16 protein-coding genes and 1 pseudogene are annotated in these 21,551 nt (G+C 33.8%); 7 read left to right on the top strand and 10 right to left on the bottom strand.

Translation table 11 applies throughout. From position 1 onward, the window contains the following. Window positions 1-6: 6 nt before the first annotated feature. The 6 genes from rpmA to pheS all read right to left on the bottom strand — a co-directional run bounded on the left by rpmA (window position 7) and on the right by pheS (window position 4,360). Window positions 7-276: a 50S ribosomal protein L27 gene (gene rpmA / locus EJB00_RS01430; RefSeq protein ID WP_006012184.1), complete on the bottom strand. Its 270-nt coding sequence runs from the start codon at window positions 274-276 to the stop codon at window positions 7-9. A gap of 10 nt (window positions 277-286) precedes the next feature. Continuing rightward, on the bottom strand, window positions 287-589 hold the full coding sequence (gene rplU / locus EJB00_RS01425) for a 50S ribosomal protein L21 (protein WP_015588327.1): 303 nt from the start codon (window positions 587-589) through the stop codon (window positions 287-289). Between the two features lie 217 nt (window positions 590-806). Further along, entirely contained in the window at window positions 807-1,286 is a 480-nt protein-coding gene (locus tag EJB00_RS01420) for an outer membrane protein (protein ID WP_015588326.1), read from the bottom strand. Between the two features lie 235 nt (window positions 1,287-1,521). After that, entirely contained in the window at window positions 1,522-1,998 is a 477-nt protein-coding gene (locus tag EJB00_RS01415) for a P44/Msp2 family outer membrane protein (RefSeq protein ID WP_015588325.1), read from the bottom strand. Window positions 1,999-2,080: 82 nt separating this feature from the next. Then, window positions 2,081-3,316 carry an NTP transferase domain-containing protein gene (locus EJB00_RS01410; RefSeq protein WP_135352900.1) on the bottom strand — a complete coding sequence of 412 codons (1,236 nt, stop codon included), beginning with the start codon at window positions 3,314-3,316 and terminating at the stop codon, window positions 2,081-2,083. Next, on the bottom strand, window positions 3,317-4,360 hold the full coding sequence (gene pheS, locus EJB00_RS01405; protein ID WP_015588323.1) for a phenylalanine--tRNA ligase subunit alpha: 1,044 nt from the start codon (window positions 4,358-4,360) through the stop codon (window positions 3,317-3,319). Window positions 4,361-5,141: 781 nt separating this feature from the next. Here pheS and EJB00_RS01400 point away from each other — a divergent pair. The 3 genes from EJB00_RS01400 to EJB00_RS01390 are packed head-to-tail and all read left to right on the top strand — an operon-like array spanning window position 5,142 to window position 8,385. Continuing rightward, window positions 5,142-7,103, top strand: coding sequence for a hypothetical protein (locus tag EJB00_RS01400; RefSeq protein WP_135352901.1), 1,962 nt, complete (start codon window positions 5,142-5,144; stop codon window positions 7,101-7,103). Window positions 7,104-7,143: 40 nt separating this feature from the next. After that, a complete protein-coding gene (locus EJB00_RS01395; protein WP_135352902.1) occupies window positions 7,144-7,740 on the top strand; it encodes a riboflavin synthase in 597 nt (198 codons plus the stop codon). Window positions 7,741-7,797: 57 nt separating this feature from the next. Next, the gene (locus EJB00_RS01390; RefSeq protein ID WP_015588320.1) at window positions 7,798-8,385 is read left to right on the top strand and encodes a CvpA family protein; all 588 of its coding nucleotides are present in this window, start codon (window positions 7,798-7,800) and stop codon (window positions 8,383-8,385) included. Window positions 8,386-8,515: 130 nt separating this feature from the next. On the opposite strand, the gene EJB00_RS01385 is transcribed toward EJB00_RS01390, so the two are convergent. Continuing rightward, window positions 8,516-9,841, bottom strand: a complete 1,326-nt coding sequence (locus EJB00_RS01385) for a phosphomannomutase/phosphoglucomutase (protein WP_179943651.1) — start codon at window positions 9,839-9,841, stop codon at window positions 8,516-8,518. 129 nt (window positions 9,842-9,970) lie between these two features. Between EJB00_RS01385 and EJB00_RS06590 the strand changes: the two are divergent. From EJB00_RS06590 to EJB00_RS01365, 4 genes and pseudogenes are all read left to right on the top strand, one after another. After that, window positions 9,971-12,142: pseudogene (locus EJB00_RS06590) on the top strand (hypothetical protein). A gap of 193 nt (window positions 12,143-12,335) precedes the next feature. Beyond that, entirely contained in the window at window positions 12,336-13,841 is a 1,506-nt protein-coding gene (locus tag EJB00_RS01375) for an actin-bundling T4SS effector WalE1 family protein (protein ID WP_135352903.1), read from the top strand. Window positions 13,842-14,069: 228 nt separating this feature from the next. Next, the gene (locus EJB00_RS01370; RefSeq protein WP_015588316.1) at window positions 14,070-14,777 is read left to right on the top strand and encodes a uroporphyrinogen-III synthase; all 708 of its coding nucleotides are present in this window, start codon (window positions 14,070-14,072) and stop codon (window positions 14,775-14,777) included. After that, window positions 14,777-15,559 carry an exodeoxyribonuclease III gene (locus EJB00_RS01365; RefSeq protein WP_135352904.1) on the top strand — a complete coding sequence of 261 codons (783 nt, stop codon included), beginning with the start codon at window positions 14,777-14,779 and terminating at the stop codon, window positions 15,557-15,559. The genes EJB00_RS01370 and EJB00_RS01365 overlap by 1 nt, the downstream gene beginning before the upstream one ends. 32 nt (window positions 15,560-15,591) lie before the next feature. On the opposite strand, the gene EJB00_RS01360 is transcribed toward EJB00_RS01365, so the two are convergent. The 3 genes from EJB00_RS01360 to gatA form a co-directional block, all read right to left on the bottom strand. Continuing rightward, a complete protein-coding gene (locus tag EJB00_RS01360; protein ID WP_135352905.1) occupies window positions 15,592-16,545 on the bottom strand; it encodes a hypothetical protein in 954 nt (317 codons plus the stop codon). Window positions 16,546-17,444: 899 nt separating this feature from the next. After that, window positions 17,445-19,973: a DNA polymerase I gene (gene polA, locus EJB00_RS01350; RefSeq protein WP_015588313.1), complete on the bottom strand. Its 2,529-nt coding sequence runs from the start codon at window positions 19,971-19,973 to the stop codon at window positions 17,445-17,447. Between the two features lie 111 nt (window positions 19,974-20,084). Next, window positions 20,085-21,551 (bottom strand): Asp-tRNA(Asn)/Glu-tRNA(Gln) amidotransferase subunit GatA, encoded by a 1,467-nt coding sequence (gatA, locus tag EJB00_RS01345; protein WP_135352906.1) that lies wholly within the window; start codon window positions 21,549-21,551, stop codon window positions 20,085-20,087.

Raw genomic sequence — 21,551 nt, 5'->3', positions numbered from 1 at the left:
ATCTATTCAAGCCAAGGCTTGCATATCATCTGTAGGCACAACATCAATAAACGTCTTTTTATTTGCTGATTTTCTAAAACTCACCCAGCCTTTCGTTTTAGCAAAAATCGTATGATCTTTACCCATACCAACATTCTTTCCAGGATGAAATTTTGTACCTCTTTGACGTACAATTATGTTACCTGGAATAACCTCACCATTCTTCTTTATCCCGAGTCGACGCCCTGCCGAATCTCTACCATTACAGGAACTACCACCTGATTTTTTAGTTGCCATATCTTACCTCTTACTTTTGAAGACTAATTTCATTGATACGAAGAACAGTAATATACTGCCTATGACCATTTTTCCTACGGTAATTTTTTCTTCTCTTTTTCTTAAAGATTATAATTTTTTTATCTCTACACTGCTCCAGTACTTCAGCTTTAACAACAGCATTAGATGAACAAGATAAGCCATTACTTGAAACACAAATCACTTTATTGATTTCCACTTCCTCTTTTTCTTCAGCTTGTAATCTTTCTACTTTAATTATGCTGCCTTTTTTTACTAAATACTGCTTTCCACCAGTTTCGATTACTGCAAACATGACAAATATCAATTATTGTTATTAGCAGTAATCGTAAATGATGTTACACATACTGTCAATATAAATAAAAACATGAAATACTTCTACCTTTATCTGCTTTTCCTTGTGGAGAGTAGTCAAGTTTTAAACTTGACTACTCTCAAATTCTCTTAGTCTCATGAAAACTTTACGACGTTAATAAAAACTCAAGCTTTCACTAAAAACATTCAATCGGAGCTTATAAATTAAAATTCATTCCCAGTTCAAACCCATGAGAAAACTCACTGAACTTGTGAAGTTTGTAGCCAGCGAAAACATTCGTTCTCTCAGAAAGTGAAAGATTAATACCAGAGCCTATCTGGTAAGAAAAAAACTTTTTTACGTCTGGCTGTTGACCTTGCTGTGCTGGTTGAGATACTTTAGCTCCACCTCCTACACCAAAAGTAACATAAGGGGTAATATCCGTATTTTCAAATTGATGATGATAATGAAGCTTTGCCATGAATCCTAGCTCTGCCAAAGATCCTCCAAAAAAAACAGATTTGACTACAGGACCAGCTGAAATTTTTATGCTATCTGTATAATGATAGCCAAGCTCATAATTAATACCAAGATTGCCATATGATAACGAAGTATAGATTTTATCTCTAATCCAATCAACTCCAAAAGACGGTGCTGACAAAGAACAGCAGACTACTAAAGTAAGTAATTTTTTCATTTTCACCCTCTAACCATGAATATACGCATATATACTCACAGAAAAGTTAAAAATCACATAACTTACATAATAAAATCGGAATCACTTTCTTAGCTACTTGCCTTTCTCTTGCAATTGCCAAATTTTTCTTTTTCACATTTTATTACCTGCTGCAATCATCATTTTAGCCTATATAACTTGCTTTTATTTCAACAAAAATTCAAACCAGACTTCACTAAAAACATTCAATCGGAGCTTACAAATTAAAACTCATTCCAAACTCAACCCCATGCGAAAGTTCATGGAACTTTTGCAGCTTGTAGCCAGCAAAAACATTTGTTCTCTCAGAAAGTGGAAGATTAATACCAGAACCTATTTGATAAGAAAAAAATTCTTCTACGTCTGGCTCTTGATCTTTCTGTTCTGATAGAAGCATTTTAGCAACTCCTCCTACACCAAAAGTAATATAAGGAGCAATATCTGTACTTTCAAACTTATAATGATAATGAAGCTTTGCCATAAGTCCCGCATCTAAAATCCCTTCATTAATAACAAGTTTGACTACAGGGCCAACTGAAATTTTAATGCTATCTGTACAATGATAGCCAAGATCATAATTAATACCAAGCATGCCATACGACGAAGAGGTGTAGGTTCTATCTTTAACCCAATCAACTCCAAAAGACGGTGCTGACAAAGAACAGCAGGCCAATAAAGTAAGTAATTTTTTCATTTTTATCCTCTAAAGATTAATATATGCATATACAAGCATATAAATATTAAAAATGGTATAAATTGCAAGTAAAAAATTGGAATTATTTTATTTTTTTTGTTATTTGCCTTTCTCTTGCAATTGCCAGACTTCCCTTTGGCACATCTTTGACTACAACGCTACCTGCTGCAACTAGAGAGTCATCATAAACATTAAGCGGTGCAATTAATGAGCTATTAGCACCAATAAAACAATTTCTTCCAATATTTGTTTTATGTTTCTTTTTCCCATCATAATTACAAATAACGGTACCTGCACCTATGTTACTCCCCTGCCCTACCTGAGTATTTCCTATATAACTTAAATGCTTTATCTTAGTATTTATACCTATATCACTTGCTTTTGTTTCAACAAAATTACCTATGATTGCACCATCACCTATTGTTGTATTTTCACATTTGGCAAATGGACCAACTTGAGCACCAGATCCTATTTTTACTCCAGGACCAAAAAAAACGTATGGGTAAATAATCGAATCCATACCAATTTGCGTATCAAGAGAGAAGAAAACAGTTTCTGGAGCAACAAGCGTTACTCCAGAGTTAGTGAAAAACTTTCTTTTTTCTTCTTGAAAGTAAAACTCGGCCATTGCAAGGTCATTCCTATTATTTATGCCAGTTGCCTCCTCCTCATCAGCAATAACATAGCCGACATTTAAATTACTCTTTACTGCAATGGCAACGATATCGGTCAAGTAATATTCATGAGCTTGGTTATTACACTCTATTTTCTCCACCAATTCACGTAGATTCTTTTCACGTGCAACCATTATTCCAGCATTAGCAAGAAATTCCTCATCATTATTTCTACCATTTTGTGCTTCTACGATTTCTCTTAGGGAACCGTTCTCAATAATTAGTCTACCGTATCCTTTGTTATTAGTTTTAAACCCAAGACAAACTAAAGCATTGCTCTCTCCTAAGCAGCTTATCATTTTAGTTATTGTGCTGCTTTTTATCAGCGGAGTATCCCCATACTGCACAACAACTATATCTGACAATTCTTTCAGGTTTCTCATTGCAATTTTGACTGCATCCCCTGTACCGAGCGTTGACTCTTGTGTAATTAGTTTTATACCCTCAAAGCATTTCAGCCTTTGAGTTAAAGGCAAATCGACTACAATAACTATTTTTTCAGGATTCATCTGCTTTGCATTGTCAATGACGTGCTCAAGCATGGAGAAATTACCTATTTTGTGCAGAACCTTAGGCAAGCTTGAATTCATTCGTTTACCATGCCCAGCAGCAAGTACAACAAATGTATAAGATTTATTTGTCACTTATCTTAAAGACGAAAAATGAAAACCATAATGGTTGAGCCAACTAACTCTATTGTCGTAAAAGCTCCTTAGATCACTAATTTGATATTTCAGCATTGCTAGCCTTTCTATACCAATCCCAAATGCAAAGCCACTGTATTTAGTATGGTCTATTCCAACATTTTTAAAGACATTTGGGTGTACCATACCGCACCCAAGTACTTCAATCCATTTACTATCTTTATAACTTATGTCCACTTCTGCAGAAGGCTCAGTAAAAGGAAAAAAACTATTACGAAAGCGTATTTTTAGACCTTTATCTCCGAAAAATTTACTAAGGAAGCGATGAATAGTAAATTTTAATTGGCCCATATTGACATTTTCATTAACATAAAGCCCTTCTATCTGATGAAACATAGGAGTGTGAGTTGCATCAAAGTCATTTCTGTATACCCTGCCTGCAGCCACTATTTTAATTGGAAAAGTTTTTGTTTTTTCCATAGTTCTAATCTGCACAGATGAGGTATGAGTGCGCAGCACCATTCTTTTATCGTTTATTTTATTCTTTAAGTAGAAAGTATCTTGCTCCTCTCGCGCAGGATGATGACTTGGAGTATTTAGCGCATCAAACACGTGAAATTCATCTTCAATATCAGGACCATCAACTGCTTTGAAGCCCATATGTGCAAAAATGAGCTTTACTTCACTTATAACTTTGCTCAGTGGATGAATCTTGCCAATTCTTTCTGGTCTGACAGGCAGTGTGATATCAACTGCTTCATTTTGCAGTTTTAACTTAACTTCTTTATCTTTTAGTTCATTTTCTTTGCTTGTTATAAGCTGGTCTATCTTATTGCGTAAAACATTAATCACTGCACCTAGGTCGCGTTTTTCTCCTGCATCATCTATATTCTTTAAGTCATCGAAATAAGCTTTTACTACACCCTTTCTCCCCAAGTATGACAACCTAACTTTTTCTAAATCCTGCAAAGAAGCAGCATTTTCAATCTCAGAAACTGCCTTATCTTCAAGTAGAGGTATTTCACTTATTAGCTCTTTATTCACCTTAAAAACGCTAGCTTAAACTTTCATTATAGTGCAATCTTTAATATCATCAATAAAACTATTTGGATAAAAAGGTGTCATCAGAGCATCTGACACTAGTTCCTTTATAATGCCAGTGCTTGACACTGGAATCCAGGAATTTTATTAGGTTGGTAAGCATAAAAGTAGCCGTTTTATGTTAAAATACAACGTTTTGATGATCATGAAAAAACTGGATGCCAGTGTCTGGGCACTGGCATGACATCATCTTTTTTATCAGATGCATATGAAATCAGCGCTTTCTTTCTTGTCATCCCAGTGCTTGACACTGGGATTCAGGACAGGTAATAAGAAGTGCTGGAATGACATCTCCATAGGACTCCTAACTAATCCAGAATATTAAAAAATTTACCAGGCAAAAAAAAGGCAAAAGAATCCCCCAGTAGTGAGTTTTGACCCTATAATAATGTAAATTGGCGTTGTAATAATGTGCTAACGCTTATTTAAAGCGCGTTTTGGCTGAATGTAGAAAAAATAAAAAAGACATACAACCGCTATAATTTTATGTAATCCGCCAATATATACCTGAGTTTTTTACTGAATTTTGTTGTTAAATCTGCAGAGATTAAAAACAAGGATAAATACTCTCATTGTCATGATAAGAAGACTGATGAGATTTGTAAAGTAACTTTTTCTGCTTATTGAACCCAACGCGCCGCTGTTATGCAAGGGTGCTATAATTATTAATTTATCGACTAATTATATTTTTTTGTTAATATTATATTAATAAAAAATTAGAAACATGCACAGTAATAATACCACAACTCCGTGGGAGCAAACAAAAAATTCATTTAAGTCTTTTATGGATAAGGCTAAAAAAAACACAAATAGAGTAATTCCTACCTTTAAAGCTCGTGTAGAGGATTTACCTGAGTCCTTAGCGGGTTTAAAAACAAATGTAAACAAAGCAGTTTCTGGCGTTAGAACTAATGCAGAGAGCTTATCAAAACTTCTCAAAGATAAGTTTCAAGATACAGGAAAAACCCCCGTCAACGTTAAAACTAAGAGAAAATATGAGGTAGAAGATTTACCTAAATTTTTCAAAGATAAATCTAAAGAGATAGGCAAAGTATTTTCCGATGAAGTAGTAGAAATCAGCACTATTCGCTCAAGAAGTGTTGTAAGTGATACACAAGAGTTTTCATTTAAGCTAAGATTGCTAACAGCAGCAGATGAAGACGTCTCTAATATAACCCTACCTAAAATGCAATACTTGATTGGCTTTTTCAAAATCTATCTCCTTCAAGAAAAAAATTTTACAGCCAATATAAAAGTACCAAAAGAAAGTGAAAAATTATATAATAACTACCATAAAGCTAATAAAACTGTAGAAGAATTCATAAGTAATGCTCCAATTCAAATCCTTCTGCAGGGCATAAAGATAACGCTGCAAACAGACGTTAAAAACATCAACCTAGGTAGCTTGCAACAAATCGAGATATTCTTGAATAAGCAGCTAAAACATGTAGAAAAAGCCAAAAGTGAGGAGCAAAGTCAAGATACATTACAAATAGAAGAAACTGAAAATAAAAACGAAAATGTGATTGAAAAAAGAAACACGCAAGATAAACAAATTGTGCAAGGTTCGTTTGGCTACAATATAGCAAGTAACAGAAAGCAAATTACACGTGCACCAGTAATTGTTGCTGCAATGCATGAAAATATTTCCTGGTTTAGGTCTCTTTTTCAGCCATTCAATTTTTTTAATACGGCACAATTCTTTTTCCCACAGCTGCCAAAATTTTCTATACAGAGTAACAATATGCCACCTGGTGTTATTCCAGTACTTGACCAAAAAGAAAAAGAACCAGTGTTAGACACTCGGATAACAGAGGGTAGTATAGGAAATCTAGTACCTCAAGAAACAGAGCGGGATATAGGTCAAACTAGGTCGCACACAGATTATTTTAAGGCTAACAGAAAAAAGAAGTCAAAAAAGCAGGCTAAAGAATTATCGAAAGAGGAAAAACAATCAACTATAAAACAAGCTCAAATTGATGCTAGAATTGCTATAATAGATAACCAGATTGAGTGCAGGGAAAAAAAACTTGATGAAATATTTATTGAAGTAATTAATGGATACAAAAATCAAGACCCAGAAACATTTCGCAATATTTTTAACTCAGTGTTTAATATTGCTTACTTTCAAGATAAACAATTACATGAAGTATTAGAACCAGATGAGATATCAGAAGTGCTAGAGGTACTCAAAAGGCCACAACCCCCTCATAATTCACTTTTAGGTAAAGAATATTTACAAAAGCAAGTATATAGAAAAAAAGAGCAGTTGATTAAATTAGTTTCAGGCCAACCTTCTCCACAGCCTAAAAATGTTTCTCATGAAATTTTACCAAGCAAAGCTGTAGACCATTTACCAAAAACAAATGAAGCTAAAACTCGATTGCCTACTAATATTAGGCTCAAATCACCATTAAAAGCTATGTTTTCTTCGAAAGAGACTTATTTTTGTCTATTTTTAGTAGCAGCTTCTATATCAGCACTCTGCCTATGGCATTTGCCGCTGGGGAAAGTATCAGTTTTAAAGGAATTGGTGTCAACAAAAAAAAGGGAAAGTATCGGTCTAACATTAAACATAGGGTTACCAATATTAATTACACTGTGCGTTTTGAACCTGGCTTACTTTCTATATTCTGAATATTCTGTAGAGCAGATAAGTGAAAAAGATCCTCCTTCGCGCACCTAACAAACAAGATCTTTTGTGATATAATTATTTATTTTATTGCATGTTTAAAGGAATTATCAAAGATATTGGCACTATAACTGATATCACTATCCACCCTAACTCTGATCAAATCTTCCATATTGAGACACAAAATTTATCCTCTATAAACAAAGGAGATTCAATATCCTGCTCCGGAGTGTGTTTAACTGTTGTCGACATAATGAACGATGTATTCACAGTTCAAGTATCTCAAGAAACCATGAAGGTTTCTAACTTAAATACGTGGAAAACAGGGAAAAAAATAAACCTAGAACAAGCAATGAAACTGAGTGACAGAATTGACGGCCACTTGGTTCAGGGTCATGTGGATGACACAACAGAAATTTTAACAATCAATCAAAATTTAGAATCTCATGAAATCAGACTATCATGCCCACAAGAATTAATTAAATTTATTACAAAAAAAGGTTCTGTAACGCTAGATGGAGTTTCCCTTACAGTAAATTCAGTTATCGATCAAGAATTCACTGTGAACATTATTCCCTACACATGGAAAAATACAACTTTTCAATATAACAAAACAGGTAATTACCTAAATTTAGAAGTTGATATGATTGCCCGATACTTAGACCAGCTGATAAAATATCAACATAATTAATTTTACAACTTTGTTATTTACAACTATTATATCTTGAAAATCATATAGATACAAAATATGTTTTTCGATAGCCTAATTATCTTTATTATTGTCTTGTGTGTAATAATATCGATAACTAGAGGTTTTATAAAAGAGCTATGTGCATTAATGTTGTTGCTCTTATCAGTCTTTTTGACAGCTAGTTACTATGATTTTTTTATTATAAATTATAGTAAGTATTTTGACTCTAAAGTTACACAAAACATACTTTCTACAATCTCTGTATTTATCATACTTAATCTTACATTCATGACAATGAATAACTGGCTAATGTACATATTATCACCTATAAGGTTGGGATTAATGGATAGAGTTACTGGAATCTTTGTCGGAGCACTTAGAGGAATATTGCTTTCTTATGTACTATTTTTTGCTGTGCACTTATATTGCCACACAGTATACGTTAAACAAGAGGGAGAGTCTAAAGTAGAAGCAGAAGACATATTGCCCAATTGGATAATAAATTCACACTCTTATCAGGCTTTATTTGTGACAACAGAAGAAGTAATTAACATGTATGTGCCAGAGTCATTGATACTAAAAATAAAAGAGATCGGTGAGGAAATGGTTGATCAAGAAAAATCTCAAAACAATAAAGAAAAGTGAGTGTTCATTTTCTATAGCTAAATTAGCTTAGACAGCTGTTATCCACAGCAGTGCGCCATAGGTTACCAATTCCTATTACTAATCAAACAAAACTGCAAACATTGACGAATAAGTAAATCATCAAAAAAATTTAAATGTATAATTTTAGTGCATCAATGTAATAAAACAAAACTTTTTTAGTGAGTTCAAAATTTTCTAAGGTATTTCCTTCACATCTTGCTGTAATGCAGTTTTGCGTATTTGATACTCTAAGAAGCCACCAACCTTTATTATCGGTTACCTTAATACCATCAAGCTCTGAAAATACAATATTTTTCTGCTTTAGTGTCTCCTTTACTGACTCAATTATTTGAAATTTTTTCTCATCCTTCACTACAATTTTCACTTCATGAGTGATATATAACTTTGGCAAATCTTCAATCATCTCAGATAGGCTTTGGTTTTTCTTAAGTAAAATGTTAATGACTTTAACAGCAGAATATAGTCCATCATCGAAACCCAGCTCAGAAAAGAAAAAATGCCCACTGAGTTCACCGGCAAATTTTGCCCCTTCTTCTACCATCTTTTTCTTAACTAGTGAGTGTCCAGTGGCACAGGTAATTACTTGCCCCCCTAATTTGCTAACGAAATCATGCACTTTCATACTCATTTTTACGTTGGCAATAACTTTGCTTTTTGGGTGTTCCGCCAATACTTCACGTGAAAAAATCATAAACAAGTGATCATTGGAAACAACATTACCTTTATTATCAATCAAGCGTACCCTATCACCATCACCATCAAGTGCAATACCAAGATCACATTTATCTTTCTTGACAATATCTATTAACTGAGCAAGATTTTTTTCTTCTATGGGATCTGGGTCGTGCAGTGGAAACGTTCCATCGATAGAATTATTGGTTATGATGTGTATATGACTTGGTAAAACTTTTTCAATATACCTTACAATTGTTGGACTATTGCCAAAATCCCAGGCTACTTTTAGTTTTTGTGTAGCGTTATTCTTGAGCACATCTTTTAATATGTTAACGTACTCACTATATATATTCGTGTTAATTAAGCTTCCAATTTTCGTGCTGTTTTTAATTGTACTGCCTATAATTTCCTTCATTTCTTGATCTGAGTAAACTTTTTTACTACTGAAAAATTTAAAGCCGTTATATTCTCTGGGATTATGAGAAGCAGTGATCATAATCCCAAGATCTGCCTGCATTGTTGCAGCGTAGAGCATAGGTGAAGAACAGAGCCCAACTCGTATAACATTTGCGCCGGATAAAATTAAGCCTCTGATTAATTCTTTTTCTATGCTTGGTGAATCTATCCTGCTGTCATAGCCTACACAAACGTTAGCTGCAGTTTGACCAAATTTTCTGCCTATCTCGTATCCATCACTGATTTGCAGGTCTCTGCCTACCACACCTCTAATATCGTATTTTCTTATAATAGTATTGTCCATACTGCACTTCTTGGAGTGGTTAATATATAACATTCCCGCAAAATACTCAAGTCTATTTAACTATAAGATTAGTTGATTTTTTAAGAAAATATGCTAATATTATAATATAGTTCTCTAAAAACAGAAATTATGCCAAAAGAAAACTTATTGATAGCTGCAAATCAAGGTTTAGATTTAGATGAGCAGAAGAAAAATGATATTTCAAGTTTCATTAAATCTTGCAGCAATTTTCAGGATTTTATCAGAAAACTAGAGGAAGAAAATTTAATCTGGTACTTTATCGGCCCTTTACGCAAAGATGAGAACGTTAAAGAACAGACAAATTTAAAGTGGAAAAAGGAGTTCCAAAAATTTGAGCAATCAATAAATGCAACACATAAAAATTTTGAAGCATTCCTACCAGGTGAAAATTTCTTAGTATATATAACAAAAGATAATGACTTTAAAATTAGGTTTGAAAATAAAGAAAAACCAATAGAGATTAGCGCCCTTTTAAGAGCCAGCGACGAAGGTAAGGTTTATAACCTATCTCTAGGGCAAGATAGTCAAATCACTGCAACCAAAAAAGGCAGCGAAAGGCACTATGATTTTGCTGGTCCAGGCTCATGTGAAATGACCATCAACTGGCAGGCTAAGGACTCTAAAGGCAATAGCATAGATTGTAGCATGACTGTAGAAGTAAATTCTAAGGGCATAAAAAGAGTGATTGATGAACCAAAATTTGGAGAAATAACTGACCCAGAAGAGGTATTAAAATTAGTTGAGCAGAATAAAGAAGTTTTTATCAATGGCAAAACTCTATATCAAACTTTCACTGACATGGTCAAAAGTGTGAACGATCAACAAACACCAGCAGAGGAAACATTTACAAAAGATTAACCACAGTCAGCTACACCAAGTAGCAGTGGATATTCCTCTCCTGATTCACGTAGAAGTTCTTTCTCTGGCGCTAGTGAATTTAGTGGCGAAGAAGATGAAACGCTTGAGAATAGCATGTCTGATGACGAGAAAAAGTATGAACAAGAAGGATCAGAAAATGGAGTGGATGAAATTATAGATGGAATTGAGGAGTTAAAAGAAGAAAAAGAAACGTTTGCTCAATATTTTGCAAAGCAGGCAAAGCAGCTTGAGGATCTAAAGTTAGAATGCGACTCCTTGAAAAATGAAATTAACAAACAACAGCAAGCAATATTTGAAAGAGATCAAAAAATCGAGGAACAAGATGCTTCTATTAAGTCACTTACAGAGAAACTCAAAAAATCAGAAGAACTTAATCAAAATATAGAAAAGGAAGGTGATACAGGAATAAGAACACTAAGTGAGGAAAAGCAAATTTTGGAAGGAGAAGTTAAAAAACTTAAAGCTGAATTGAAAAGAATAACGCAAGAAAAAGATCAAGGTATTGAACAACTAACACAAGAGATAAAGGCGTTAGAAAAAGAACTACAAGGTCAAAATAATGTAATTGGTCAGTTAAGTGATCAGTTGAAAAATAAAGAAAATGAAATAAATAGGATAAATGAAGAGCAGCAGGAAAAATTAGAGCAAAGTGAAGCTAAGTTAAGTGCACTAGAAAAAAAGAATGCAAATTTGGAAAACGATCTAAAGAAAACATTGTTAGAAGGTTTAAAGAATAATAATGAAAAGCAGTTGGCAGAAAAATTGACAGAAGAAAAAGAGAAAAACAATACATTGGCTAAAAAGATGAATCAATTAGCTAAAGAATTAAGTCAACTGCAAAAAGACAAAGAAGTTTTGGAGGGAAAAATTCAACAACTTGAACCTGGAAAATCACTTGCAGATGAGCTCAGTGAAGTAGGTGAGAATGTAGCTACATCAACTCAAACTGAAGTTGAATATAAAAGTGTAGAAATCCAGGCAAGTGATCAGGAAACTACAGTTCCTAAAACACAAGACCAAGGTACACAAGCTGCGGATAAATCTTCAAGCAAAAAAATTAGTAAATTAGAAAAGGAAAATAAAAATTTGGCTAGAGACAAACTAACTATATCTAATCAACTAAACCAAAAAATACAAGAGATTGGTGAGTTAAAGAAAAATTCAAAGCAATTACAAGAAGAAAATACACAACTAAGACAAAAAGTTACTAAAGGTACAGGTGTTGATGCATCATCTTCAACAGATCAAAAGGAGACTAAAGAAATGGAGATTCAAACTGATGTGCAAATGAATGATTTTCGCGATTTATATGATAAAGAAGGCAAATATGTCAGAACAGAACTATCAGATCCAAACACAGTTCCTGCTAAGACTACGGAAAAATCTACCCCTTTAGGATGATGAGTTTTTGCTTCAACTATAGCTAATCCAAACGAGATATTATATTGCAATAATCACTAATTTTCTGTGCTTTCAAAAAAACACATCAAGCAAAATCATTTGAAAGCAAATGGACATTGTTAGGTGAATTAACCCTAACTTAAGAATCATGTATATACAATATTAGTATGTTTAATTAATAGTGAGGTTAAAAATGTCACCTAGTGAAATAAAATCTAACTCACGTCCTGTTGAAGCTCAACAAGATAATTTGGGTGTTAGTACAATTATGCAAGATTCATTAAGTGCAGATATTGTTCATGATTCTAAAAAACTAAAGGAAAGAATTACTGACTTGTTAAAAGGAGATACAGAATTCTCCAAGATGAAGCAAGGAGATCAGGCTCTTGTAGTAGGTACAGCAAGTGGATTATTTGCAGCAATGTTACCACTTTTGGCAGTTGGTGCAACACTTGCTATACCAAGTGCTATAGTTGGTCTGACTCTATTTTACGCTGCGAAAGTTGCTGTAAAAGCAGTTCAATCTGGATATAAAGGGCTCAAATGGTCAGCAGAAAAAACAGTTGAAGGAGCGAAGCATATTGGCGGAAAAATTAAGGATGGCTATGAGTATTCAGCAGATTCGCTGAAGAGAGGTGCTAGTTTTGTAAGTGAAAAAACAAAGGAAAAGACAAGTAATGTGCTCACTGCAACAGCAAATAAGTTATATCGTGCAGCTGGTAATGAGAATTATTCAGATAGAATAGATAATGAGCTTATTCCTGATTCACCACAAAAGAAGAGAGCTCAAGAAGTGAAAGAAGATCTTAGAGCAATTTGTACTGATGGAAAAAATAATTCCACGTTAATAAAGAGCATACTTTCTGGAATATCAGAAAAAATAGAAGGAAAAATAGCAAAAGAAACATATCTTGATTGGAGAGATTATTTGCCAGACCAGCTAGTAGATAAATGGAGAGAGCAGAAGAAATTTATTGATAACTTGGACGCAGATGGTTTGCGTAATTTAGTTACAAAAAGACTATCAGATAAAGATAAATACTTTAGAGACAGTATTTTCTCTGAACATCATGATGAGATTAAGGAAGTTATTAGAGAATGCAAGGAAGAGCATACTCGTTTTAATACTTTAGAAAGTCTTAATAAGTCAGCAAAAAGGCATAAAGCAAGTTCTATGAATTCACTGGAAAATAGCTTATCAGGTAGTAGTTCAACGAGTTCTATAAGTACTGTTAGCAGCGAAGCAGAATTATTAAATCCTAATGAGCATAAGGAAGTAAAAGCACCTACCTCACTTTGGAGCAAGTTGTCATCATCGCTAAAAGGTGGCAAAAAGCAAGAGGAAGTTACTCTTACACAATATGAAAGGATGAATGCAGATGAGATACCATCTACAAAGAAAGGAAATAGCACTTTTTATGTTGCTCCACCAAGAAGCAATTCAATGGATTCTATAAGTACTGACAGTACTGCTACAACTTCTAGCTTTGCCAGTTATCGTCGTAATTCTGATAGTGGATTCAATTCACCAAGTTCTTCTCCGCAACATGGTATTTTCACTGAGAAAAATGGCAAGTTAAAAACCCAAGCTGACTTAAGAAAGACAGGTTCTTTGGACAAATTGGTGAGACCTTCTTCAGCAGTAACTGTTGACACTAATGTAGAACAGCAAGTTCCAAAAACAAATGAAAGACAGTAACCAAAATTACCCACTTTCTTCAAAAGGATGTTACTCAATGAGTAACATCCTTTTTTCCATTTGATCAAAACGTTCGCTTATTTAATATCAATTTTCTAGCACTAGGCCAATTTATGGAGTTTCTCTTGCCTTTTTCATAGGTTACGCAAGAAACTTAAAAAATAAAAGTTTTTATTCAATAATTTGTGTATAAGGTATATTATTTTACTGCTAGTGAAATAAACCAGAATGAAGTCTATTTTATTGACAAGGCCTTTATTAGATTCGTTGAGCACAAGAAGCACGCTAAAAAAATATGGATACAAAGTTTTTATAGAACCAGTATTCACAATAAAGTACTTAAATCCTGATATATCTACGTATGAATTTGACGTTGTGATATCTACAAGTAAAAACAGTGTAAAGGCTTTCAGTCAAATATGCAAAGAGGATGGCTTTCCAATTATTACGGTTGGTAATTCAACTATGCAGGCTGCAAAAAATTTGGGATTTTCCGATATAATCTCAGCAGACAGCAACGTTGATGGTCTGATATCATTCATAAAATCTCATTATTCAAATGCAATAAAGTTCTTATATATAAGGGGACAAGAAGTATCATGTGACCTAAAAAAGAGATTATCTGAAGAAGGTTTTAACGTAAGAGAAGTTGTACTCTATAAAACAATTACTAAAAGGATTCTAACTAATAGGTGTAAAAATTTACTATTGGACGGTAAAATTGATAGCGTTGCTTTTTTTTCCTCACAAACTGCAAGGGCATTTTGTTCATTAGTTCTAAAAAGTGGGCTATCTCCTGTGATGAATAATACAGTTGCATATACCATGAGTAAAAACATTGCTGATAGTTTAAGGTTAATCAAATGGAAAAAAATTATAACATCAAGGTTACCTACTGGGGAGAGTTTAATTGATATAATTAATAAGGATTGTTGATGCTAAAGATTGCAACTTGGAATGTAAACTCAATACGTAGAAGAGTTAATCAACTTTGTAATTTTATAGGTGATAGTCAGATAGATATAGTTTTGCTGCAAGAGATAAAATGTACGGAAGAGCAATTTCCTTATGCAGAGATAGAAAAGTTAGGATATGAATATGCTATCTATGGACAGGTTGCAAGAAATGGCGTTTGTGTTTTATCTAAATATCCAATACTGGAAAAATTAAAAATCGATGTTGTAGAGAGTTATCAAGAAGCACGTTATATAGAGTGTGTGATAAAGCACACCAATAATAAGATAAGGGTAGGAAGTTTATACGTACCCAATGGTCAAAGCTTGGACTCCCAAGCATTTGAATATAAACTCAAGTTTTTTGATAACTTATATGAAAGGATGGGCACTTTGTTGAAAAATGAAGAGTTAACTATTATAGCTGGCGATTATAATGTTGCACTGGATGAAATTGATGTTTTTGATTCAAATTTATTAAATGGCCAAGTATGCTTTCATATAAAAGAGCGTGAGAAATTAAGAGCGATCTTGAATCTTGGTTTTAAAGATGCATTTAGAATATCTCACCCAAATTTGCAACAGTTTACTTGGTGGCATTATCAAGGTAATTCACTGAGAAATAATCAAGGGATGCGAATAGATTATATGCTACTATCGCCACAAGCTGTAGATAAATTGGAAACATGTTACATAGATGATAGGTTGCGTAAATTAGAAAACCCATCTGATCATACTCCTGTTGTATGTGTTATAAAACAATAAAAGACCTCTTACACAATTCACTTTTGGTAAGTCTATGTCTTACTTGACTGCTGCCTTTGTTCCTCAAATAGCTTATCTACAGTAACTTGCTCATCAAGCACAGTAAGCTGCTCACCCCCTTTATTTCCCACCTGAGGAGCTTGTTCCAGAGTAGGTTGTTTTTTACTCCCGTCAGCAATTGTTTCAAGAGAGCTTTCAATTGGGGTTTTTAAAATATCATCAATACCCTTGCGAATTTTTTCATTCAATTTTACTCTCTTTTCTGTATCATCTTTATCTGGTGAGCTAGGATCATATAAAGTACCTGGCCTATTATTTGAAAAAAGAACTTCAATTCCTCCCTTTACAGCAAATATTGTACCAATAACAGCAGCAACTATCGCAAGTGTAGTAGGACCAAAAATTAATATTGAAGCAATGGAAAAAAGAATAGGAAGAAAAACCTTACGTAAGCACTTTGTTACCATCTCTTCATCACTAAGTAGTGGTTCATCCTCTTCTTTTTTATCTCCACCTAAAAATGGTATTTTTTCTTTCACTCCATCCATAAAGGAGCCAGAAATATTTTTCGGGTCTATTTTTATTCCCAATGGTAACCCAACAAGTTTTATTAGTGAATCTTTAGCTTCTGTACCACGTACATCATCTAAGCATTCCTCTACTACTTGCTTTACTTTACTATCTTCCTCTCCAGCCAATTTTTTCTCTCTAACTTCTTTAAATATAGAAAGTAAAAACTGACAAAAATTCTCTTCACTGAGTGGTCTTATCTTTTCTGGATTGACATTAGTTAGTAGTATCTTCTTATAAGCTAATATAAAATAATCAGTTATTCCTTTGCTCTCCTTTAATTTGGCTTTAACTTCTAATACTTTTACAAAGTAATCGTAAATTTCCTTATGTTCCTTCTTGAAGAGCATCTCATTTTGCCCGGTCACCTGAGTAGATGACTCTAAAGGCTTATTTTTTGCTTTTGGAACTGTCATAACGATCTATTTGTACTAACCTATGTTATAATTATAGCATATTTTTCGTATTAATTCAAATTTCTTAGAACCTGTCTTGAAAGGGAAAAAAGAAAAGAATAAAGCAAAAAATAGAAGAGTAACAAATGATATAAGTGATAAGGGAACGTAAAAAATTGCTTCCATATATTTTAAATCTGATTATAATGATAGTAAGAGATATTTTTAGAGCTCAAAAACTTATCTTTGTCTGCAGACTTTTCAGTCAAACTTTTAATCAAAAAGCGTAGCGTATCTTCTTCAGAGCATGTAAGTGTGCTTAATTTCTGTCGTATGTGCGCTGCACTTTTTTCTAATCTTTTTCACACAGGGGGATTTTATGTCCAGAATTCCAGATATTTGACCTTTACTTTAGCTAAAAATCAATAGGCGCCTATTGTTTAACGCTAATTAAAATAAAAATTTTTCTAATATATAGGAAAATTATAAAATCACTATTTACTGAAAGCGGGATGTTATTGCCAAGAAAGCTGCTGATATCACAGAACCTTAGATTATTCCCAAACGTTGTTTGCGTGACATATGAGCGTGCTCTCCTTACTTCAAGAACTCTTTAATATGACTGCTATTATACTTACGAAATTAACTACTCAAGGCATCCGTTCAGGGGTGTGGCAAAATAAGGTAAAAGTGAATTTACAACAACAAGGCAGTGCTTGACACTGGAATCCAGCCTTTTGTAGTCTCATTGAAAGCGTTGCTTTTAATATCCATGATTAGGTTGCTTGTGAGCAATTTGGATCCCAGTGTCAAGCACTGGGATGACATTATTTTTACTTCAATATTTACACATTAGCCATGCATCTGAACAGATACTACTTAGGTCCTTTCAAGATATGTTCTTAGAGTGTGCAATATAATTAAGAAAAGCCCCAGTTGTCGCTAATTTTTATTTCTACTTCAAGTGGTATAGAGATTTCTATCGCATTTTCCATTACGTCTTTCATAAGTTTTGCTGTTTCTTGTACCTTGTCGTCCTCTACTTCAACCAGTAGCTCATCGTGGACTTGGAGGATTATTTTACCTGTTTTCAATTGATCAAAAAGCTGAATCATTGCACGTTTTATTATATCAGCGGCGGTTCCTTGCAGCGGTGCATTTATTGCTGCCCTTTCTGCAAATTGTCTTAGATAAGGAATTTTATTATTTATGTCTCTTACAAAACATCTTCTACCAAACAAAGTCTCTACATAACCATGATTTCTCGCGATAGATACTGCTTTTTCCATATAGACCTTTATTTCTGGGTAACAAGAAAAATAGTAATTAATGTATTCAGCAGCCTCTTGAAAGGTAATGCCAAGTCGCTTTGCAAGGCCAAATGGACTAATGCCATATATAATGCCAAAATTAATGGTTTTTGCTTTGCGTCTTAATTGCTCATCTATTTCTTGCACTCCAAAAACTTGTCTTGCAGTGATATCATGAATATCTTGCCTGTTTGCAAAAGCTTCTTTAAATGCGGTAACATTTGCAACGTGTGCCAGGAGTTTTAATTCTATTTGTGAATAGTCAGCAGAAATTATCTTGCAACCTTTTGGCACAATAAAGGCTTGCCTGATAAGACTACCTTCTTCGCTTCTGATAGGAATATTTTGTAAATTAGGATTGCTAGAGCTCAGCCTTCCAGTTGCAGTCACAGTGATTGAAAAGCTTGTATGTATCCTACCATCAAGCGGATCAACCTGTTTTATTAACGCGTCAGTATAGGTACCCTTTAATTTACTTGAATGTCGCCAACTTAAAATTTTACCTGCGATTTCTGTCCCCTCCTCTTCAAGTGCCTCTAGAACTTCAGAGTTTGTGCTATAAGACCCAGATTTTGACTTTTTCTTTTTACTTAGCTCCATTTTATTAAACAAAACATCACTTAATTGTTTTGGCGATGCAATGTTGAATTTTTCTCCTGCTAAATTATGTATATCGTTTTCAAGTACAGCAATTAGCTGCTCAAACTTATCAGACAGTTCCTGTAGTTTTTGAATATTAATCAGTATTCCATTTTTCTCCATATCAAATACTACTTTCATGAGAGGCTTGTCGAAGCGTTCGTAAATCGTAAAAAGTTTTTCCTGAAATAATCTTTGTGTCAGTTTCTCATGGATCGCTATTAAAATTTTTGCCGAGAAAGTTTCTACATTTTTACTTAAATTGTGTGCAATTATGTTTGGAATGCTGTGATCATGCTTACCTGTGTCAAGACTATATGACATGATCATCAAGTCATCAATTGAGTCTAGCACTCTCTCTATTGTAGGAAATATTTCTCTGATCTTTCTAATATCATGTATTATTTTAAGCACCCCATTTGAAAATAAAGTTGAATTTATTATAGTGAGTGCATCTTGTAGGCAGCTTTGATCTATGTAGAAAATATTATCTTCACTGCAAGATAAGGAGATTTCGTTTAATGCATTGTTTTCAAAGTGGCAATGAATTGCAATTTTACCTTCATATCTGCAATACTCCAAAAATTTTTCTAATTCTTCACTACTATATTCTGTTTTCTCTTTTGTGCTAGATCCACTATAAGAAAAAAGCTTTTCTACTTTTCCTATCAATGAATTAAATTCATATTTCTTCAAAAAGGATAACAATTTTTCCATATTTGGAGGATGGACTTCATATTTTACAATATCATGTTGAAGATCTACTTTTTTGCATAGTGACAAAAGTTCTCTTGAAATTAGTGCTTTTTCCTTATGCTCAGTAAGAATATTACGAACTCTTGTTTGCTCAATGTTATTGATGTTTTCTATAATGTTATCCAACGAATCAAATTTATCCAGCAATTTAGCTGCAGTTTTTGGGCCTATTCCTGGAACGCCTGGAATGTTATCAGATGCATCTCCAGTTAGAGAAAATAAATCAAGAAGCTTATTTGAATTTACACCAAATTTTTCTATCACTTGTTTTTCATCTACGTATATATTTTTGATAGGATCAAATATTAGAATGTTGTAATTCAAAAGTTGAAATAAGTCTTTATCTGATGAGACTACTACTACTTTAAAGTCTTCGTGGTTGGCATATTTTGCAGCTAGTGTTGCAATTATGTCATCTGCTTCATAGCCTTCAATCTCTTCATAGCTGAAGTTAAAAGCTTCCACCGCTTCTCTCAGTATTGTAAATTGTGGAATTAAATCCTCAGGAGGCGTTACTCTGTTTGCTTTATACTCAGAATATAAACTGTGCCTGAAATTTTTTTTGCCAGAATCAAGTGCTATAGTTAAGTAGTCCGAATGGGCAATATACCTCAGAACCATATTCAAAAAGCCATACACAGCACCTATTGGAATACCGGTTGTGGTAGTTAAATGATGCAAAACGTAATAAGCTCTGAAAAGAAAACCGTAACCATCAATGATTGTGAAAGTCTTTTCTTTCATTTTAGATATTTGAGTGTGCCTTTGATGGTCTATTATTTAGTTACAAAAATCAAGTTCTTGTTTCCTATAGCTAAAATAATCATAATGCTATAGTTACTATAAGAAAATATATTATATAAGAGAGTCAATTATTCTGCCGCAATTTTGCTCTATCACACTTGCCATATTTAATATTCCAGTTTCATCATAATAATTTCCAATTACTTGCAAGGCAAGTGGCAAACCTTCATTTGAGAGCCCAACAGGGATAGAAATAGCAGGTAATCCCGCTAAGCTTGCCGGCACGGTAAACACATCATTAATGCACATCATTAGCGGATCTGACTTTTCATTTAAGCCGAAAGCTTCTGTTGGAGCAGATGGCACAAGTATGTAATCTATTTTTTCAAACGCTTTTATAAAATCATTTCTGATTAATGCCCTAATGCACTGTGCTTTTTCATAATACCCATTGTAATGACCTGAAGAAAGCGCATAAGAACCAATTAAAATTCTCCTTTTCACTTCTTTACCAAAACCTTCTGCTCTTGTTAGCGAGTACATTTCTTCAAGGGTATCAGCATCAACCCTGAATCCGTAACGTACACCATCATAGCGAGCAAGATTAGATGAAGTTTCAGCAGAACAAATTAGATAGTAAACCGGTATCGCATATTTAGTATGAGGCAGAGTAATGTCAACAACTTCAGCACCATTTTCTTTTAAATTGGAAGAAACTTTTTCCCAATGATGAACGATTTCTTCTGAAATCCCATCCATTCTATATTCTTTTGGTATACCAATGCGCTTACCCTTGATATCACCATTTATAAGATTAGAAAATTTAGGCACTGGTTTTTCGCTCGATGTTGAATCTTTTTCATCATAGCCACAAATTGTTTCCAGCATTAATGCTGAATCAGAAACAGAACGAGTAATGACTCCTGCTTGATCAAGAGAGCTTGCAAATGCAATCATACCAAAACGCGAACATCTTCCATAAGTTGGCTTTATTCCAACCACTCCACAATAAGCTGCTGGTTGACGTACAGACCCACCAGTATCGCTTCCTAATGCTCCAGCACATAAAAACCCAGCAACTGATGCTGCAGATCCACCAGATGATCCACCAGGAACAACTTTTTCTCCATCACTTTCTCTAATCCATACATTTTCAACAGGGCCAAAATAGCTATTTATGTTAGCAGAGCCCATAGCAAATTCATCCATGTTAAGTTTACCGAGCATGGCTGCTCCACTTTTTAAAAGCAAATTAGATACCGTAGATTCATAAGTCGGGATGAAATTTTCCAGCATTTTTGAGCATGCTGTTGTTTTTATTCCTTTTGTACAGAATAAATCTTTAACACCAACTGGTATGCCCATAAGTGATGAAATATTATCTTTTTGTTTCAAAAAGTATTCATCTGCTATTTTAGCAGCTTTTATCGCGATTTCTGGGGTTTTTGTTACAAATGCATTTAGTTGCTCATTTTCGACTGCACTAACATGCGTTTCTACAAGCTCAACAGCAGAAAAATCCCCCCGTCTTAGTCCATCATACATCTCTGTAATAGTGAACCTTCTCAATTCATTCAT

Origin of the sequence: Wolbachia endosymbiont of Drosophila mauritiana (genome assembly GCF_004795975.1) — a bacterium.
Taxonomy (GTDB): Bacteria; Pseudomonadota; Alphaproteobacteria; order Rickettsiales; family Anaplasmataceae; genus Wolbachia.
Note: the sequence above shows the minus strand (reverse complement) of the source record. Positions and strands in the feature narration are given on the sequence as shown.

Excerpts from the sequence above, each read along its gene's own strand:
- rpmA (WP_006012184.1), bottom strand. The coding sequence starts at position 276 with ATGGCAACTAAAAAATCAGGTGGTAGTTCCTGTAATGGTAGAGATTCG.
- rplU (WP_015588327.1), bottom strand. The coding sequence starts at position 589 with ATGTTTGCAGTAATCGAAACTGGTGGAAAGCAGTATTTAGTAAAAAAA.
- EJB00_RS01420 (WP_015588326.1), bottom strand. The coding sequence starts at position 1,286 with ATGAAAAAATTACTTACTTTAGTAGTCTGCTGTTCTTTGTCAGCACCG.
- EJB00_RS01415 (WP_015588325.1), bottom strand. The coding sequence starts at position 1,998 with ATGAAAAAATTACTTACTTTATTGGCCTGCTGTTCTTTGTCAGCACCG.
- EJB00_RS01400 (WP_135352901.1), top strand. The coding sequence starts at position 5,142 with ATGCACAGTAATAATACCACAACTCCGTGGGAGCAAACAAAAAATTCA.
- EJB00_RS01395 (WP_135352902.1), top strand. The coding sequence starts at position 7,144 with ATGTTTAAAGGAATTATCAAAGATATTGGCACTATAACTGATATCACT.
- EJB00_RS01390 (WP_015588320.1), top strand. The coding sequence starts at position 7,798 with ATGTTTTTCGATAGCCTAATTATCTTTATTATTGTCTTGTGTGTAATA.
- EJB00_RS01385 (WP_179943651.1), bottom strand. The coding sequence starts at position 9,841 with ATGGACAATACTATTATAAGAAAATACGATATTAGAGGTGTGGTAGGC.
- EJB00_RS01375 (WP_135352903.1), top strand. The coding sequence starts at position 12,336 with ATGTCACCTAGTGAAATAAAATCTAACTCACGTCCTGTTGAAGCTCAA.
- EJB00_RS01370 (WP_015588316.1), top strand. The coding sequence starts at position 14,070 with ATGAAGTCTATTTTATTGACAAGGCCTTTATTAGATTCGTTGAGCACA.
- EJB00_RS01365 (WP_135352904.1), top strand. The coding sequence starts at position 14,777 with ATGCTAAAGATTGCAACTTGGAATGTAAACTCAATACGTAGAAGAGTT.
- EJB00_RS01360 (WP_135352905.1), bottom strand. The coding sequence starts at position 16,545 with ATGACAGTTCCAAAAGCAAAAAATAAGCCTTTAGAGTCATCTACTCAG.
- polA (WP_015588313.1), bottom strand. The coding sequence starts at position 19,973 with ATGAAAGAAAAGACTTTCACAATCATTGATGGTTACGGTTTTCTTTTC.
- gatA (WP_135352906.1), bottom strand. The coding sequence starts at position 21,551 with ATGAATGAATTGAGAAGGTTCACTATTACAGAGATGTATGATGGACTA.